Annotated in this window: 14 protein-coding genes, 1 tRNA gene and 1 pseudogene; 8 read left to right on the forward strand and 8 right to left on the reverse strand. The window is 42.5% G+C overall.

Annotation, left to right across the window (positions count from 1 at the left end; genetic code table 11):
* Positions 1–44: 44 nt before the first annotated feature.
* From L0B70_RS01485 to mce, 7 genes are all read right to left on the reverse strand, one after another.
* Positions 45–1,205: an iron-containing alcohol dehydrogenase gene (locus L0B70_RS01485; protein WP_235142557.1), complete on the reverse strand. Its 1,161-nt coding sequence runs from the start codon at positions 1,203–1,205 to the stop codon at positions 45–47.
* A 17-nt stretch (positions 1,206–1,222) separates the two neighbouring features.
* A complete protein-coding gene (locus tag L0B70_RS01490) occupies positions 1,223–2,218 on the reverse strand; it encodes an NADP-dependent oxidoreductase (protein WP_235142558.1) in 996 nt (331 codons plus the stop codon).
* Positions 2,219–2,416: 198 nt separating this feature from the next.
* A complete protein-coding gene (locus L0B70_RS01495; RefSeq protein ID WP_235142559.1) occupies positions 2,417–2,995 on the reverse strand; it encodes a TetR/AcrR family transcriptional regulator in 579 nt (192 codons plus the stop codon).
* A 152-nt stretch (positions 2,996–3,147) separates the two neighbouring features.
* Positions 3,148–3,960: a hypothetical protein gene (locus tag L0B70_RS01500; protein WP_235142560.1), complete on the reverse strand. Its 813-nt coding sequence runs from the start codon at positions 3,958–3,960 to the stop codon at positions 3,148–3,150.
* A 281-nt stretch (positions 3,961–4,241) separates the two neighbouring features.
* Positions 4,242–4,694, reverse strand: coding sequence for a PA2169 family four-helix-bundle protein (locus L0B70_RS01505; protein WP_235142561.1), 453 nt, complete (start codon positions 4,692–4,694; stop codon positions 4,242–4,244).
* Between the two features lie 269 nt (positions 4,695–4,963).
* Positions 4,964–5,037 (reverse strand) — tRNA-Ile (locus L0B70_RS01510).
* Positions 5,038–5,506: 469 nt separating this feature from the next.
* Complete coding sequence (gene mce / locus L0B70_RS01515; protein ID WP_235142562.1) at positions 5,507–5,911, reverse strand: methylmalonyl-CoA epimerase; 405 nt, start codon at positions 5,909–5,911, stop codon at positions 5,507–5,509.
* A 259-nt stretch (positions 5,912–6,170) separates the two neighbouring features.
* On the opposite strand from mce, the gene rbfA reads away from it, so the two are divergent.
* The 8 genes and pseudogenes from rbfA (at position 6,171) to L0B70_RS01555 (ending at position 15,367) form a co-directional block, all read left to right on the forward strand.
* Positions 6,171–6,533 carry a 30S ribosome-binding factor RbfA gene (gene rbfA / locus L0B70_RS01520; protein WP_235142563.1) on the forward strand — a complete coding sequence of 121 codons (363 nt, stop codon included), beginning with the start codon at positions 6,171–6,173 and terminating at the stop codon, positions 6,531–6,533.
* A gap of 23 nt (positions 6,534–6,556) precedes the next feature.
* Positions 6,557–7,767: pseudogene (locus L0B70_RS01525) on the forward strand (ABC transporter permease).
* Positions 7,768–8,015: 248 nt separating this feature from the next.
* Positions 8,016–10,058 carry an endonuclease gene (locus L0B70_RS01530; protein ID WP_235142564.1) on the forward strand — a complete coding sequence of 681 codons (2,043 nt, stop codon included), beginning with the start codon at positions 8,016–8,018 and terminating at the stop codon, positions 10,056–10,058.
* Between the two features lie 65 nt (positions 10,059–10,123).
* Positions 10,124–10,855: a shikimate dehydrogenase gene (locus L0B70_RS01535; protein ID WP_235142565.1), complete on the forward strand. Its 732-nt coding sequence runs from the start codon at positions 10,124–10,126 to the stop codon at positions 10,853–10,855.
* Between the two features lie 82 nt (positions 10,856–10,937).
* Positions 10,938–13,031 carry a DUF349 domain-containing protein gene (locus L0B70_RS01540; RefSeq protein ID WP_235142566.1) on the forward strand — a complete coding sequence of 698 codons (2,094 nt, stop codon included), beginning with the start codon at positions 10,938–10,940 and terminating at the stop codon, positions 13,029–13,031.
* A gap of 5 nt (positions 13,032–13,036) precedes the next feature.
* Positions 13,037–13,636 (forward strand): hypothetical protein, encoded by a 600-nt coding sequence (locus L0B70_RS01545; RefSeq protein WP_235142567.1) that lies wholly within the window; start codon positions 13,037–13,039, stop codon positions 13,634–13,636.
* An 80-nt stretch (positions 13,637–13,716) separates the two neighbouring features.
* Positions 13,717–14,748 (forward strand): bifunctional diaminohydroxyphosphoribosylaminopyrimidine deaminase/5-amino-6-(5-phosphoribosylamino)uracil reductase RibD, encoded by a 1,032-nt coding sequence (gene ribD, locus L0B70_RS01550; RefSeq protein ID WP_235142568.1) that lies wholly within the window; start codon positions 13,717–13,719, stop codon positions 14,746–14,748.
* A 58-nt stretch (positions 14,749–14,806) separates the two neighbouring features.
* Positions 14,807–15,367 (forward strand): YigZ family protein, encoded by a 561-nt coding sequence (locus tag L0B70_RS01555; RefSeq protein ID WP_235142569.1) that lies wholly within the window; start codon positions 14,807–14,809, stop codon positions 15,365–15,367.
* 30 nt (positions 15,368–15,397) lie between these two features.
* On the opposite strand, the gene L0B70_RS01560 is transcribed toward L0B70_RS01555, so the two are convergent.
* Positions 15,398–16,105, reverse strand: a complete 708-nt coding sequence (locus tag L0B70_RS01560) for a zinc metallopeptidase (protein ID WP_235142570.1) — start codon at positions 16,103–16,105, stop codon at positions 15,398–15,400.
* Between the last annotated feature and the right edge of the window lie 17 nt (positions 16,106–16,122).

Raw genomic sequence — 16,122 nt, forward strand, 5'->3', positions numbered from 1 at the left:
GTTCGCAATGAATTTAGCAATATTAATTTTGTTGATATCTACTTTTAGTAACTCATTTCTATAATTTTTTGCACATCCGTTGGTGTTAAGGATTTGTGTTCGCCAAGTCCCATCCATTCTCTTTCGGTAAAACGTTTTGCAACGATGCTTCCAGTTTCCTGGTAATCTTTGGTGTAGTCGGATAATTTAATATCGATTCCTAAAGATTTGAAGAATCCGTCGGTTTTTTCAATTCCGGCGTGGGCTTTTTCTTCCAAAGTTCCTTCCGTCACGTTCCAGACGCGCTCGGCATATTGCGCCAGCTTTTCTTTCTTCGCGTCGAAATTGTAGCGGTAATGATTTCCGGCCAAAATGGCCAAAGTTCTGGCATGATCGATGCCGTACATCGCCGTAAGTTCGTGTCCCATGGAGTGAACGGCCCAGTCGCCGGGGACGCCCTGCTGAATTAAGCCATTCAGCGCCATTGTACAACTCCACATAAAATTAGAAGCTGCTTCATAATCGGACGGATCTTTCATAATCACGGGCGCAACTTCAACCAAAGTCTGCATAATGCTTTCCGCAAAACGGTCCTGCAGTTTTGCACCAATCGGATACGTCATGTATTGCTCCATCACGTGGGTGAAAGCATCTGCAACGCCGTTCGCGAGCTGACGCGGAGGAATCGATTTGATGACTTCGGGATCGAGGACCGAAAACTGCGGAAACATTCCGGGTCCGCCGAAAGCCAGTTTTTCTTTCGTTTCCGCGCGCGTAATAACGGAGCCGGAATTCATTTCAGAACCTGTTGCGGGCAGCGTTAGCACTGTTCCAAAAGGCAAACCTTTCGTCACGGGCTTTTTGTTCGTTAATAAATCCCACGGTGTTTCGCCTTCGTATAAAGCTGCAGCGGATAAAAACTTGGTTCCGTCGATCACCGAACCGCCGCCCACCGCCAAAAGATAGGTAATGCTTTCTTCTTTAATGATTGTCAGCGCGTCCAGCAAGATGCTGTATTCCGGGTTTGCGGGAATGCCGCCAAATTCCAAGACTTCATAATTGGAAAGTGCTTTTTTCACCTTTTCGTAAATGCCGTTTTTCATAATACTTCCGCCCCCGTAAAGCATGAGTATTTTTGAATCTGCCGGAATTTCTGTGCTTAAATTTTCGATCTCGCCTTTACCAAACAATATTTTTGTTGGATTTCTGTATTTAAAATTGTTCATATCTTTTGTTTATCTGTTTATATTTTTACGATCATTTTGCCTTTATTCTTTCCCTCAAAAAGATCCAGAAAAGCCTGCGGAATATTTTTAAAACCTTCAACAATTGTTTCTGTAGAAATCAGTTTTCCCTCGGAAAGCCATTGCGACAACTGCTTCATACCGTCCGGAAATTGCTCCGCGTAATTGCCGACGATGAAGCCCTGCATCAAGGCGCTTTTCCGAATAAGGAAATGTTCCACGCGCGGACCTTGCGGAATCGAGGTGTCGTTGTACGCGGAAATCGCGCCGCAGACAACAATCCTGCCCAATCGGTTGATATTCGCATGCACGCTGTCGGAAATTGTGCCTCCTACATTATCAAAATAAATATCCACACCGTCCGGACAAGCTTCTGAGATTGCCTTCGTCATATTTTCGGTGGTGTTGTAATTGATTGCCGCATCAAAACCAAATTTGGTTTTCAGCATTTCCACTTTTTCCTTACTTCCGGCAATTCCAACCACGCGACAACCGAATATTTTAGCGATTTGTCCTACGACGCTTCCCACAGCGCCCGCCGCGCCGGAAACCACGATGGTTTCGCCTTTTTGAGGTTTACCGATTTCTGTGAGGCCGAAATAAGCCGTTAAGCCCGTCATTCCCAAAACACCCAAATAATTGGAAAGCGGTGCTGCGCTGTTATCTACTTTCAGAAGATTTTTCCCGGAAGACGTTTGAAATTCTTTCCAGTCCAGGGAGCCCGTTACAAAATCGCCAACTTTGTACTGATCGTTCTGCGATTCCACCACTTCCGCAACTACGCCGGAGTTCATGGCTTTTTGAAGTTCAAACGGCGGCACATAGGATTTCGCGTCGCTCATTCTGCCTCGCAAGTACGGATCAACGGAAACGAATTTTGTTTTCAGGAGAATTTCGCCGTCTTTTAGAAGAGGCATTTCTTCTTCTACAAATTTAAAATCCGAAAGCTGGGGTTTTCCCACGGGACGACTGTTTAGGGTGATTGTATTGTTCATATTTTTGATTTTAATTAATTATTACACTTTAAATTTCCATTTTTAAATTTTACTTCACCATTCTCAACCTTGGCCAGCCAACTTCCGACTTTCAACCGCGATCGTCAGTCTGACGATCTTGTTCCGCCGACATCAAAACTCAGAGCGTCGACTTTTCCGGGAAATAACTGAACGTTCATTCTTTAAAAAAGAAAAAAATTACATTTTAATTGCGTCCCAGGCCACCTGAAACATTTCCGCTTTTATTTTATCATTTACGGTAAAAACGTCGCGCTCCTGCATTTCGAGTAAGAAAGACAGGGGATAAATGGTATGCGCGTACAAAATATAATCGGACAGCGGCTTAATGATGCCTTCGGTTTTTCCGCGCTCCCACAAATCGAGCAAGGGCTGCAGATGTTTTAAACCCTCAATGCGGATATGCTCATCGATCATGGGACTGTTGTCGCACTGAGAGAGAAAAGTGGCTTTGCTGACTTCGTTTAATTTATAGGTGGCGATATTGAACCAGATGATCTCAAAGCCTTTCTTTACCGACATTTCCGAGCTGTAACCGTCGAAGGCGCTTTCGCTGAACGATTCCTTAACCTTTAAATACAGGCTGTTGATGAGATCCTGCTTGTGGTCGAAATAAAGATAAATCGTGGCCGGACTAACGCCCGCAAGGTTCGCGATCTTCGACATAGGCGTGTTGTGAAAACCGTGGTTATTCACCAGTGTGAGTGTTGCATCGAGGAGCGCACCCTTCTTATCAGTAATTTTTTCTTTTTTAAGCATTGCGTAAAATTTAAGTGAAAGGCGAAGAATATTTTATGTTCTTCCAAAGGAAGTAGTCGCTTTTCACTCCGCAAAGATAGGGAAAAAAGAATGAACGTTTATTTTTTAAATTAAAATTCTCTATAATGAAAAATCAGAATGAATTTTATGCGTTAAGACTCAAGCAGCGGCGCGATCTGAGAAACGACCGCAGTGGGATGAACGCCCTGCTGTAAAGAATCGACGGCGACCTGAAAGGCCAGAATTTCACGACCCAGTTCGCGGCTTTTTTGTTCGATCAGAGGGAGAAGATCAGTGAATTTTATTGAAAAACACTGCGTCGTAAAAGCGGAATGTATTTTTTCGGCGATTTCCATATCGTCTTCGCCGTAAGCTTTGCCCGCGAGGAGCGGCAGAATAAATTCTTCTTCCACGAGAAAGTCGTCCGCCTGCGGAAAAGTTTGCACAAATTCCGGGAAATTAAAACGTGTTTTGGCGCTGTTGAGAATAAAATCCGTAACCAAATCCAATTCTTCCGCGGAAAGGTGGCTTAAAGCATTTTCTTCGCCGTCACCGAAATCATCTTCGTCACCGAAATCGAAATGGTCCTCCGCAAAAAGATCATCGTCACGGAAAAACTCGTCGTCCCGGGCTACCTCTGCCGTAAACTCCAGATCGGCTTCCGCGGCGGAATTGGTGGAGCCTAATTTATTTTTATTGATTTCCTGCTGCACACGCTGATAGAAATCGGTGAAACGGAAGTCGTATTCGGCGTCGAGGTGCAGAAGTTCCGCTTCGACGTCGGCTAAAAGTTCGGTATCCTCTTCGGTAATTTCTTCGGGCGTCGCTACTTCGGAAAGCCAAATCTTATCGCGCTGCAAAATGCAGTAGATGCGGAAAATAACTTCCTGCGCTTTTTCGCGGTCGTCTTCAATAAGGATGTCAAAGGCGGAGAGGTTTTCGAGGTAGAACGGTTTGGAGATCATTTAAAATTAGCTTTTATTTAAATATAAGCCTGTAAAATTAGGATAAATCCTTTTAATTAAAAACTATTTCGGCGGTGTTCGGTAGTGATTATTTCTTTTAAATCATTTAATTTGCGCGCAAAACCGAATTCAAAATAATTACGAACTTACTCAAGAAGGATCAAAGAGCCAAATTTCTACTTTGCAACAATTCGATAAATAATTTTGTACCAAAAACCTCAAGCGTCGGATTTTACTTTGAATTTTTAGGGCGAGGCCTACAGTCGTTTACGCACGGATTTTTAATCTTTATTTTCTTCTAAACTTTCGAATTTTCGATAGGAGTCTTTTAGTTCATTAAGTTGATTTTGAACAACTTCAGTGCTTTCCGGACAAAGATCGCCACTGTCCACTGCGTTTTCAAAAGCTTTAATCGCGGCTTTCTCGCCGAAAAGAACATTCTCCAGCGTCGCTTCGCCTTTGTTAAAAGATAGTGCGTTTTTTACATCGATCCAGGTTCTGTGCAATCCGCCTGCAACCGTGGCGTTATCATCGGGATCACCACCCTTTTCCTGAATAAGCGAAGAAAGTTCTGTCCGGAATCTGTTGGACTGAATGACAGCGTGGTCATATTCCTGCCGAAGTTTTGGATAAGAGGAGATCATTTTGGCATCCACATTTTTAAATCCTTCTAATCGGTCGTTGGTGATCTGGAGGAGATTATTTAAAACGTCGACTGTTTTATTGTTTTCCATGTCAAAATATTTTTGGGGTTAATGTCTTCCCGAAGTACAATTTAAAGACCAATTAAAAATGGATTTTGCTGTTAGGATCTTATCGGGAACAATTTCTACTCTGCAGAAAACCAAATATTAAAATAGTTTTGAATTCTAAACCGGACAATCTCTGAAAGCTTGGCAAAGGAATTCCCGAAAGATCTTTGAGGGTGAAATTTTATTGTCAGGAGAAAGTGGAATTTAAAAAAAGCACCTACGTCTCCGTAAATGCTTCAATTCCAATCTTGTGGCCCCACTTGGGCTCGAACCAAGGACTTGCTGATTATGAGTCAGCTACTCTAACCAGCTGAGTTATAGGGCCTAACTTTATTTCCGGAGAAATAGAAGTCTCAATTGGGTTTGCAAAAATAACCTTTTTTTGAAAAAATCAAAACTTATTTGGGGTTTTTACGGCGAAAGTTGGCGGAAGTCGCATTTGATATGGCGTGCTGGGTTTACGAAGGTAGAAGATGTGGTGGATTATATGCGCATTTTTTTGAACGCAAAGACGCTACGATTTTTTTATTGCCGCGGATGGAAGCGCTGTATTTAAGATGCAAGGCTGCCGGCGGCGGGTAAGCCAGCGCGCCTTGGACATCGTCGAATGTTTATTTTATTTACAGTGATTGATGTTTCGTCCTGTGCGTTGAAGTGGACAAGTCCCGACTTGTCCCTACGTACACGCGGTGTTTTTTGCAAAATTCCGGGAAAAATTCACGATTTAATTCTGCTTGCTTACCTCACATGGCTCTTTTTACATTTTCCTGACTCTTTTTACTTTTTCCTGCTATTTACACCACAGGTTTTTCCTGGCAAAGCTCGACCAAAATGCCGTTGGTGGATTTGGGATGAAGGAACACAACGAGCTTGTTGTCGGCGCCGTCTTTGGGTTCTTCGGAAATGAAAATGAAACCGGCTTTTTTTAAACGCTCAATCTCGGTGTAAATGTTTTCCACGCCGAACGCGATGTGATGGATTCCTTCGCCGCGCTTGTCTAGAAACTTGGCGATGGGACTTTCGGAAGTGGTGGCTTCGAGGAGCTCGATCTTGGATGCGCCGAGTTCATAAAACGACGTGGTGACGCCTTCCCGTTCGACGGCTTCGTGTTTGTAGTTTTCTTTGCCGAGAAGACGGGCAAAAAGTTCGTCGGAGCTTTGTAAGGATTTAACGGCGATGCCGAGGTGTTCGATTTTCATGGATGTGGAATGGATGATGTTTAATTATTACTGCGCAGTTATGTTTATGCCTGTTATTGCAGTGGTTTTTTGGACAGGATTTTGCTTTTGGCGGGAACTGCGTGAGGGCGAAGTGCATTGTTGGAGCTCTTTTTGGGGCGGCGGAGCCGCCGCCCCAAAAAAGCGACTGCACGCAGACCGACCTTTTTTCGCCCGGACTTTGGCGTCGGAAAAAAAAGGGCACGCCCAAATATTCAAACAAAAATAGTAAATTTGCGCCATGAACGAAAGCAACAGACAGAAAAAAGTCGCCCAGATTATACAGGAGGATTTCGCAGAACTCTTCCGCAAACAGGCCGCGGAAAGTAAACAGACTTTTTTGGTCTCGGTTTCGGATGTGAAAGTAACGCCGGATCTGAGCATCGCCAAAATTTATCTGAGCATTTTCCCTCCGGAATTCCGCAAAGAAATCATGAAGGAAATCCTGGTGAACAAAGCGCAGTACCGAAATTTTATGGGCCAGAAGATGGGCAAACAGGTGCGGATTATTCCGGAACTTAATTTTTATATGGATACGACTTTGGACGACGTTGAAAAAATTGAAAAGGAGCTGAAAGGCGAAGGCGAAAATCCTGTTCTATAATCTGTTTTAATAGTTTATTTTCTTTGAAAAACACGGCATTTTACATTGCAACGCGCTATCTGCTCGCCAAAAAAGGCAGCACGGCGGTCACTTTTATTACGTGGCTCGCGGCACTGGCGATGATGGTCGCGGTGACGGCGATGTTCATTATTATCTCCGTTTTTTCCGGTCTGGAAGATCTGAACCAAGATTTAATCGCGAATCTTCATGCCGATCTTACGATTGAAAGCAGACAAGGAAAAACACTTCCCAGCATCGATAAAGCCACGAAAATTTTACAATCCAATACCGACATTGAGCATTTTTCGAAAGTGATTCAGGAGAAAGTGTACATTAATTTTCGGGACAACGGCGATATTGCGAACCTCCGGGGCGTAGATTCCGCCTACATCTTTGTAAATCCCATCAATAAAAATATTTTTTACGGCACCTATCCGAGTTTTAAATTCTCCAACGAGGTGTTGATTGAAAACAAACTGGATAACCGTTTGGCCATTCCCGTGGGTGAATCTTCGGATTTTGCGGAACTCATGATGCCGAAGCCGGGCACCGGAATGATCAGTAAAGAAGCTGATATTTTCAATAAACGCGAGATTTTTGTGTCGGGCGTTTTTCCGGGCAACGATCAACTCGACAATACCATTATTTCACCCATTGAACTTACGCGCGAATTGCTGGATCTGCCCAAAGGCTCCGCCTATCAAGTGGTGATTAAATTGAAGGATGCGAATAAAACCGATCTTGTGAAAGCTGATCTTCAAAAAAAATGGGCAGCAAATACGACATCAAAACAAAATCAGAGGAAAATGCAGCTTTCTGGAAAATGATTAATACCGAGAAGCTTTTTATTTATCTTATTTTCGGTCTCGTAATTTTTATTACGACGTTTAATCTGGCCGGCGCTATTATTATTCTGCAGCTCGACAAAAAAGAGCAGGCAAAATCTTTGATTTCCCTGGGGATGAATTTAAAATCCCTGCGCAACATTTATTTCTACACGGGAATTTTAATCGTGGTCTTTGGTTTGGTGAGCGGGCTGGTGCTGGGCAGCGTGGTAAGCTATATTCAAATGGTTACGGGATTTTTCAAGGCAGGCGAAAATACCGATCTTCCCTTTCCGGTACGCATTCGGCTTATGAACTATTTAATTGTGGCGGCGACATCCGGAATTTTCGGCTTCGCGGTTTCCTGGTTTTTCTCCAAAATCAATAAATCATTTTTTAAGGTTCATTAATACGCTTGTTTTCTTCTTACTTCCCTAAAAAGATGCGTTCCCATTTCCCAGGGGGCTCGCAGCGGCTTCTTATAGCAAATAATATTTCTTTAAATTTTTCTTTTTGAAGATTACTAAACTGTCAAATCAATAATAAAATGCGGGCTCCTTTTGCGAAAAATCAGATTTAACATTAAAATAATCTGAATTTGACCATTGCCCTAAATTTTTATTTTACCTTTGCCCTCCAATAATATTTTTAGATCGAAATGAAAAAAATCACTACTCTTTTACTGGCTTTTGTGTTTTCCTTCGGACTTGCACAGGCGCCGGCCAATTACTACAACGGAACCGATGGACTAACAGGTGCTGCTTTAAAAACTAAGCTGGGCCAAATTATTACCGCTGGTGCTCAGGATCACGGCTACGGCGGCCTTTATGATGGCTACCCGACCACGGACCGGGATCATTTTTACGAAAATGACGGCTCGATATTAGATATTTATTCCGAAAATCCTACCGGAACAGATCCCTACAACTATCAACACGGCATTAAAAAATGCGGAAATTACAGCAATGAGGGCGACTGTTACAACAGGGAACACGTGGTTCCACAGAGTCTTTTTAACTCTAAGGCGCCTATGGTTTCGGATATTAATTTCATTCGTCCGACCGACGGAAAGGTGAATGGAATGCGAAGCAATTATCCCTTTGGTGCAGTTGCGAGTCCGTCATTTACGTCGAAAAACGGTACCAAAGTAGGACCCAGTTCTTCAGCAGGTTACGGCGGAACAGTTTGCGAGCCCATCGATGAATTTAAAGGCGACATCGCCCGAATGATTTTCTATTTTGTAACGCGGTATGAACCGCTACTTTCCACATTTTCTACCGGAAATATGTTGGGAGGCTCTAAATATCCGGGTTTACAGACGTGGGAACGCGATGTTTTGATGGCCTGGGCTACGCAGGATCCGGTGTCACCGACAGAAATTGAAAGAAATAATGCATCTTATGTTTTCCAGGGGAACAGAAACCCTTTCATCGATCACCCGGAATGGGTACAGCAGGTTTGGGGAACGCAGGTTGTTGATAATCAGGCACCTTCAACGCCAACAAATTTAGCAGTTCTTTCCACTTCTACGGCTTCGGCCAATTTAAGCTGGACCGCGTCTACCGACAATATCGGTGTTTCTTACTACAAAATTTATGTAAACGGAACCTTCCACAGCAATTCGCCTACCACTACCGCAACGGTGTCAGGATTGGCGCAGGGGACAACTTTTAATTTCTACGTCATCGCAGTTGATGCAGCCGGAAACATGTCACCTCAAAGTAACACAGCAAGCGGCACAACTTTAACGGATAACGAAAACCCTGGTGCTCCCACCAATTTGGCGGTACTTTCGGTTGGGACCAATAATATTGCCGTTCAATGGACTGCCGCGACAGACAATGTTGGGGTTGCTTCTTACGACATTTATGTGAATGGTGCTTTGCTGGGATCTACCAATGATACCACAACCAATATTGCGAATCTCGATCCGAGTACGTCTTACACTATTTATATTGTTGCGAAAGATGCGGCCGGAAATGTTTCGCCTCAAAGTAATTCCGTAACGGCAACAACACTGGCAATCGGCGTAAACTGTGGCGACGAAAATTTCGACTCTATCCCGGCAAGTGCGTCGATATATTCGACTTATAACTGGACAAGCAACGGAATTTCCTGGACTTCTGAAGATTCCCGTACGGACCAGACTTTGAATGGTAAAGCCATCACGATAAGAAACGGCTTCCTTACCGCCTTATCGGTTCCGAACGGAATTGGTGATCTAACCGTAACAACAAAACTCATATTCAATGGCACTGCGGGCACCTTGAAAATATTCATCAACGGTACCGATACAGGAAAAACGGTTCCGTACAGCAGCACAGCGACCACGACTACAGTTACCGGTCTTAATACAGAAGGAGTCGTAGAGATCAGTTTGGTGAACAGCAGCACGACAAACAGAGTAATCATCGACGACATGAAATGGACGTGTTATGCCTTGGCTGCTGTTAATGAAAGCGGTATCACCAAAAACGCCTTAACCATTTATCCAAACCCTGTGAAAAACGGACAGTTGAATGTGAAAGGTACAAACCTCTCAGAAGTTGCCATGGCACAGATCTTCGATTTCACCGGAAAATTGGTTCAAACGGTTGCTCAGCCTTTTAAAAATTCCACTCAAATTGTTTTAAAAAACTTACCGAAAGGAATCTATATTTTGAAAGCAGGGTCCAGTACCGCTAAATTTATTGTTGATTAAATTTAAATGATAAATAAATATCTTAAAAGACCAGTTATCTACTGGTCTTTTTTTATTTTTGAAAAATGGAAGACGCACGAAAACTCGGACTCATAGGCAAAAACATCTCTTACTCTTTTTCTAAAAAATATTTCGAGGATAAATTTCAGCGCTTAATGCTGCGAAATCATTCTTACGATCTGTACGATTTGGCGGAAATATCTGAGGTTGTGCGTGTTTTCGAAGATCCGGATCTGATTGGTTTGAATGTAACCATTCCCTACAAAGAAAAAATTCTTCCCTATTTAGATGAGTTAAGCGACGAAGCCGAAAAAATTGGCGCCGTGAATTGTATCCTGATCAAAGACAACCTCAAAAAAGGTTTTAATACAGACGTTTTTGGTTTTGAAAAAACACTGCTTATTCACCGCAAAGAAGGTCATGATTCTGCTTTGATCTTAGGAAATGGCGGCGCGGCAAAAGCAGTACAATATGTTTTAGCAAAAAACAACATTCCGTACAAAACGGTCTCACGAAATTCCGATTTGAATTTTGAAAATATCACCCCGAAATTAGTGTCCGAAAACCCGCTTATCATTCAGTGTACGCCCGTGGGAACATTTCCTAATGTGCAGGATTGTCTGGATTTTCCTTTTGAGGGAATAACGGAAAAGCATCTTGTTATCGATCTTATTTACAACCCAACCTATACCGAATTTATTAAAAAAGCCGCAGCGAAGGATGCCAAAACGGTGAACGGTTTCTATATGCTTGAGCAGCAGGCAGAAAAAAATTGGGAAATTTGGAATTTTAAATAAAAAAAAGTTAATTTAGTGCTCTGTTTGCCGCTAAAAACGCAGAACTCAATTCGCGCCTTCTAATTCTAATAAAACGTTTGCTATGATTACAGAAGATTCAATCTCTGACCAGCCTGAAAAGAAACCCCGTACTGAAGAGGTTTCCCCTGAAAATAATTCCGACGAATCCACACAAACCAGTACGGAACATTCGACGGACGTGTTCCCTTCAGATCCTGCTCCGGCGAAAGTTGCGGACGAAAATTCTGATGAACTAACTGCAGAAAACAAAACTTCTGAAAACACAACATCAGCTCCGGAAGAAAATTCGTCTGAACCTGAAATTCCTTCTGAGGATGATCAGGCGGAGGTTTTGCAGGAAAAACCGGAGCATCAGGTAGACGTCGATACGCAGAAATCCGTTGGAATACCACCCGAAGAAAAGGTGCTCTCTGAAATAGATCCCGAAAAGGCAGACCACGGCGAACCTGAAGCAGCGCAAACTGAAGATTCCGAAATGGACGAGTCCTCCAACTTATCTTTGCCGGAAGTTTTAAACGAAATGGAAAAACTCATCAACCAGGAGAACGCCGGCTCCCATTTCCGCACTTTCAACCAATTGAAAGAGCGCGCCAATCATTTGATCAGCGACGAAACGGAAGATCAGAAAAGCGAATTCGTCGCCGCCGGAAATTCGGAAGAGACTTTTAGTTTCCACCATCCGATGCAAGCCAAACTTTCAGGTCTCATTCATGTTTTCCGCGAAAAGAACGATGAATACACGAAAAAGCAGGAAGAAAATCATTCCAAAAATCTGGAAGAACGTCAGGGAATTATTGAAAATCTGAAAAATCTTTATACAAATACGGAGGCCGGAACCAATCTTTTTAAAGCCATCCGCGTTATTAAAGAGGAGTGGAAAAATGCCGGGCAGGTTGCGAAATCAGAATTCAAAATTCTGAATAACAATTATTTTCATCATTTGAATCAGTTCTATCAAATGCTGGACATGAACAAGGAATATATGGAGCAGGAATATGCCCATAATCTGGAAAAAAGACAGCACATCATCGAACGCGCAAAAGAACTTCAAACCGAGCCCGCCGTGCAGAAAGCACTAAACGAATTGCAGTATCTGCACAAATTGTGGAAGGAAGAAGCGGAACCTGTTGCCGAAGAATTCCGCGAAAAAACCTGGGATGAATTTAAAGAAATCTCAAATAAAATTCACGACCGAAAATCGGAACTTTCCGCGCAGATTGACGAAGAGCAAACCGAAAATCTCGCGAAGAAAAATAAAATTATCGAGGAGATAAAAAAAATCACATCTCCCGAAAAGGAGCCCAACCACAATTACTGGCAAAACTCCATCAAAAAAATCGAAGATCTGCGGAGTGAATTCTTGAAGCTGGGCAGCGTTCCGCGCAAAGTTTCGAACCAAAACTGGAACGATTTCAAACAGCATTTACGAAATTTCAACACGTCGAAAAATCAATTTTATAAAGGTCTGAAAAATTCGCAACAGGCCAATTTAGACGAAAAACTAAAACTGATCGCCACGGCAAAAGACAACATGCTCTCCGAAGATTGGGAAACGGTGGTGCCGCTTTTTAAAAAACTGCAGGAAGACTGGAAAAAAATCGGTCACGTCCCGCGAACCATGACGAACAAAGTTTGGGATGATTTCCGCGAAGCCTGCAATACCTTCTTCAATAATTACAGAGAAAAGAACGACGCCGTAAACGATAACTGGAAAGAAAATTTCAAGCATAAAAAACAGCTTCTCGACGAATTGAAAGAAATTACGGCCGAAGATGGAAGTGTGGAAAAAATTGAGCAGATTAAAACGAGCTGGAATAATATCGGCAAGGTTCCACGCGAAAAAATCAACATTAATACGGAGTTCAATAAAACCCTGAGAGAGAAACTGAAGCTGAATAAAATCAGTGAATACAGCCTGAAAGAAGAAGGTCTCTCCGAAAACCAAGTAACCGACAAAGCGCGAAAAATTAAAAACCAAATCGGCGATCTGGAAGCGGAGATTGTGAAAATGGAGAACAACTTAGGATTCTTCAGCAACTCGTCGCGTGAAAATCCTTTGCTGAAAGAGACTTACGAAAAAATTGACGATAAAAAATCGCAGCTCGAAAGTATGAAACAAAGCCTTCACGGCATTTTATCCGGCGAAAATCAATAGAGTTCATGTTTAAAAAAATCTTTTTTCTGCTGATGCTGGCTTCTCTGGGATGTTTAAAAGCCCAGGAAAATGCGGTTGATCTATTGTCGATCCCCGGACCGATTGATTATGATGGCACTGAATTTTTATTGAGCTGGAGCAAGCAGCCCTCGAAAACCCTCTTTCGCCAACAATATATGTTGCGGGATGAGCGGATTGAAGATTTTACGCAAATTTTAGATTTCTCCTATTTCACGAAGGAAATTGAAATGGAATTAGCCGTCCGCCAGAAGGTTGAATCCATCCAAAACAGGGAGAAGAATGACAAGTTTGCTAAAGTGAACGTAGCCGAAAGTCCGGATGGTAAAGAATATGTTATCGATTATTTTATCTCGGAAAATCCGGAAAAAGGCGAGCCCTACATCGAATATGATATTTATCGTTTTAAACCTTACGATAATGGAACGCAAAAAAGCTTCCTTATCATTTCCTATGCGAAAAGGGTTTACGGCGATCTGAAATCTGCGGCAAAATCGCTCGCGAAAGAACGGGATCATGCGCTGGCAACCATGATCGAATATAAAATCCCCGAAATTAAAGTCGTTGCGGTTTCCGCCGGAAAATAATTAAAACGACCCCATAATAACACCCGGCAACTGTTGGGTGTTTTTTCTTTCTGTTAAAAATTTTAAAAATGATTTATTAAATGACCGACGAGATCTACATGAAACGCTGCATCGAGCTGGCCCAAAAAGCTTTGGGAAAAACCTATCCAAACCCGTTGGTTGGGAGCGTGATTGTACACAGCGGTAAAATTATTGGTGAAGGTTATCATCATAAAGCGGGAGAAAATCATGCGGAGATCAACGCGATCAATTCCGTCCAAAATAAAGAGCTCCTAAAAGAATCCACGATCTATGTGTCGCTGGAACCCTGCTCGCACTTTGGTAAAACCCCGCCCTGTGCAAATAAAATTGTAGAAATGGGCTTTAAAAAAGTGGTAATCGGTACATTGGATTCCCACGAAAAAGTGAACGGAAAAGGAAAGAAAATCCTGGAAGACGCGGGCATCGAAGTGGTTTCCGGAATTTTGGAAAAGTCCTGTCAGGAATTAAATAAAAGGTTTTTTACATTTCACGAAAAGAAGAGGCCGTTTATCATTTTAAAATGGGCACAGTCGACGGACGGATTTCTGGATAAACAGTTCCAAACGACGGCGATCAGCAATGCTCTGGTGAAGCAGTTTGTACACACGATGCGGAGTGAGGAACACGCCATTTTGGTTGGAAGCAACACGGCCCTGGTAGACAATGCGAGTTTAACGACGCGCGAAATTTCGGGTAAAAACCCGGTCAGAATTTTAATCGACTTTAACCTAAAAGTTCCACGCGATTTCAAAATTTATAATAATGAAGCTGCGACCTTGGTTTTCAACGGCGAAAAAAATTCAACCGAAGAAAATATTAAATTCATTAGAATCGGGAAAGATAATTTTTTGGAAGATTTAATGGTTAAATTGTATGAAGAACAAATTCAGTCAGTCATTGTGGAAGGCGGAAGTTATACCTTGTCGCAGTTCATCGCGGCCGATCTGTGGGATGAAGCGGTAATTATTACGAATAAAAATCTTGTTTTAAACAAGGGTACAAAAGCGCCGGCATTTAATTTTAAACCAAATTCGGTTCAGAATTTTCGCGATAACGAAGTAGCGTTTTACACGCAGAATCCAGAACTTTAACGCCTATTTTACTTTGGAAAACTACAGTTATAAAACCCTTAAAAAACCCATAGAAAATATGCTGCTCAAGGAAAAAGGCAGCAAATTTATAGGTTTTGCTTTTCCGGTAAATGACGACGCCGAATTGAAAGAATGTTTAGAAAAGGTGCGAAGCGAACATCCGAAGGCAACACATCATTGCTATGCGTTCCGTCTCGGAATTGGTGGTGAAAACTACCGCGCCAACGACGATGGAGAACCGAACGGCAGCGCCGGCCTTCCCATATACAATCAGTTATTGGCTAACCATATAACCAATATTTTAGTAATTGTTGTCCGGTATTATGGCGGCACCAAATTAGGGGTTTCCGGCCTCGTTAAAGCGTATAAAGATGCGGCAAAACTCACTTTGGAAGAAGCCGAAATCATCACCAAAAATTTAGAAAGTACCATTGAAATATCATTCGACTTTCAAAAACAAAATCAGATTTTTACGCTGCTCAATAAATCCGACGGAAAAATTATAGACTTTTTCTCCGAAGATAAGTGCAAAATCACCGCGAAAATCAACACCTCCCAAAAAGAAAACATCTCGGAACAATTGTCCGAGATGCAAAATATCTCTTTTAAATTTCTTTAAATTTTAAGCTGAAGAAATTTTAGCTCTTTCTTAGTCCCGTCTTCCCATCAGCATCGAACCCCAGTAAAGAAGCTGTGCTAAAGAACCTAATGCTGCAACAACGTAAGTTCTTGCCGCCCAGGTTAAAGAATCTTTCACGCCCACATATTCTTCTGCAGTTACTGTTCCTGTATCTTTCAGCCATTTCATTGCTCTGTTGCTCGCATCGTATTCTACAGGGAGGGTGACGAAAGCGAAAAGGGTGGTAAAGGCAAAAAGTGCTACACCGATGGCTAAGACGGTCGTATTTCCGTTTGGATTTTCGATGGTTCGGGTGGAAAACATAAGGAAAATCCCGGCCATTAAAACAAACTGCATGAGTCGTGAACTGATATTCACCATCGGTACCAGTTTCGATCGCAATTGCAACATTGAATATCCTACGGCGTGCTGTACAGCGTGGCCACATTCATGTGCCGCAACTGCCGCTGCCGCTGCATTTCTCTGCATATATACGCCTTCGGACAAATTGACAGTTTTATCCGCCGGATTATAGTGATCCGTTAATTGACCCGGCACAGAAATAACCTGCACATCATTAATGCCGTTATCCCGCAGCATTTTTTCTGCAACTTCTTTACCCGACATCCCGTTTCGGAGGTGAACCTGAGAATAGTGCGCAAATTTAGATTTCAGCCGCGAGGAAACCAACCAGCTTACGAGCATTGAAATCCCAATAATTACATAATATCCTGTCATTTTTTCTATTTATTTTT

The sequence above is a fragment of the Kaistella sp. 97-N-M2 genome (genome assembly GCF_021513235.1).
Lineage (GTDB): Bacteria > Bacteroidota > Bacteroidia > Flavobacteriales > Weeksellaceae > Kaistella.

Excerpts from the sequence above, each read along its gene's own strand:
- L0B70_RS01545 (WP_235142567.1), top strand. The coding sequence starts at position 13,037 with ATGTTTAAAAAAATCTTTTTTCTGCTGATGCTGGCTTCTCTGGGATGT.
- L0B70_RS01555 (WP_235142569.1), top strand. The coding sequence starts at position 14,807 with ATGCTGCTCAAGGAAAAAGGCAGCAAATTTATAGGTTTTGCTTTTCCG.
- ribD (WP_235142568.1), top strand. The coding sequence starts at position 13,717 with ATGACCGACGAGATCTACATGAAACGCTGCATCGAGCTGGCCCAAAAA.
- L0B70_RS01495 (WP_235142559.1), bottom strand. The coding sequence starts at position 2,995 with ATGCTTAAAAAAGAAAAAATTACTGATAAGAAGGGTGCGCTCCTCGAT.
- L0B70_RS01505 (WP_235142561.1), bottom strand. The coding sequence starts at position 4,694 with ATGGAAAACAATAAAACAGTCGACGTTTTAAATAATCTCCTCCAGATC.
- L0B70_RS01485 (WP_235142557.1), bottom strand. The coding sequence starts at position 1,205 with ATGAACAATTTTAAATACAGAAATCCAACAAAAATATTGTTTGGTAAA.
- L0B70_RS01560 (WP_235142570.1), bottom strand. The coding sequence starts at position 16,105 with ATGACAGGATATTATGTAATTATTGGGATTTCAATGCTCGTAAGCTGG.
- L0B70_RS01535 (WP_235142565.1), top strand. The coding sequence starts at position 10,124 with ATGGAAGACGCACGAAAACTCGGACTCATAGGCAAAAACATCTCTTAC.
- L0B70_RS01500 (WP_235142560.1), bottom strand. The coding sequence starts at position 3,960 with ATGATCTCCAAACCGTTCTACCTCGAAAACCTCTCCGCCTTTGACATC.
- L0B70_RS01540 (WP_235142566.1), top strand. The coding sequence starts at position 10,938 with ATGATTACAGAAGATTCAATCTCTGACCAGCCTGAAAAGAAACCCCGT.
- L0B70_RS01530 (WP_235142564.1), top strand. The coding sequence starts at position 8,016 with ATGAAAAAAATCACTACTCTTTTACTGGCTTTTGTGTTTTCCTTCGGA.
- rbfA (WP_235142563.1), top strand. The coding sequence starts at position 6,171 with ATGAACGAAAGCAACAGACAGAAAAAAGTCGCCCAGATTATACAGGAG.
- L0B70_RS01490 (WP_235142558.1), bottom strand. The coding sequence starts at position 2,218 with ATGAACAATACAATCACCCTAAACAGTCGTCCCGTGGGAAAACCCCAG.
- mce (WP_235142562.1), bottom strand. The coding sequence starts at position 5,911 with ATGAAAATCGAACACCTCGGCATCGCCGTTAAATCCTTACAAAGCTCC.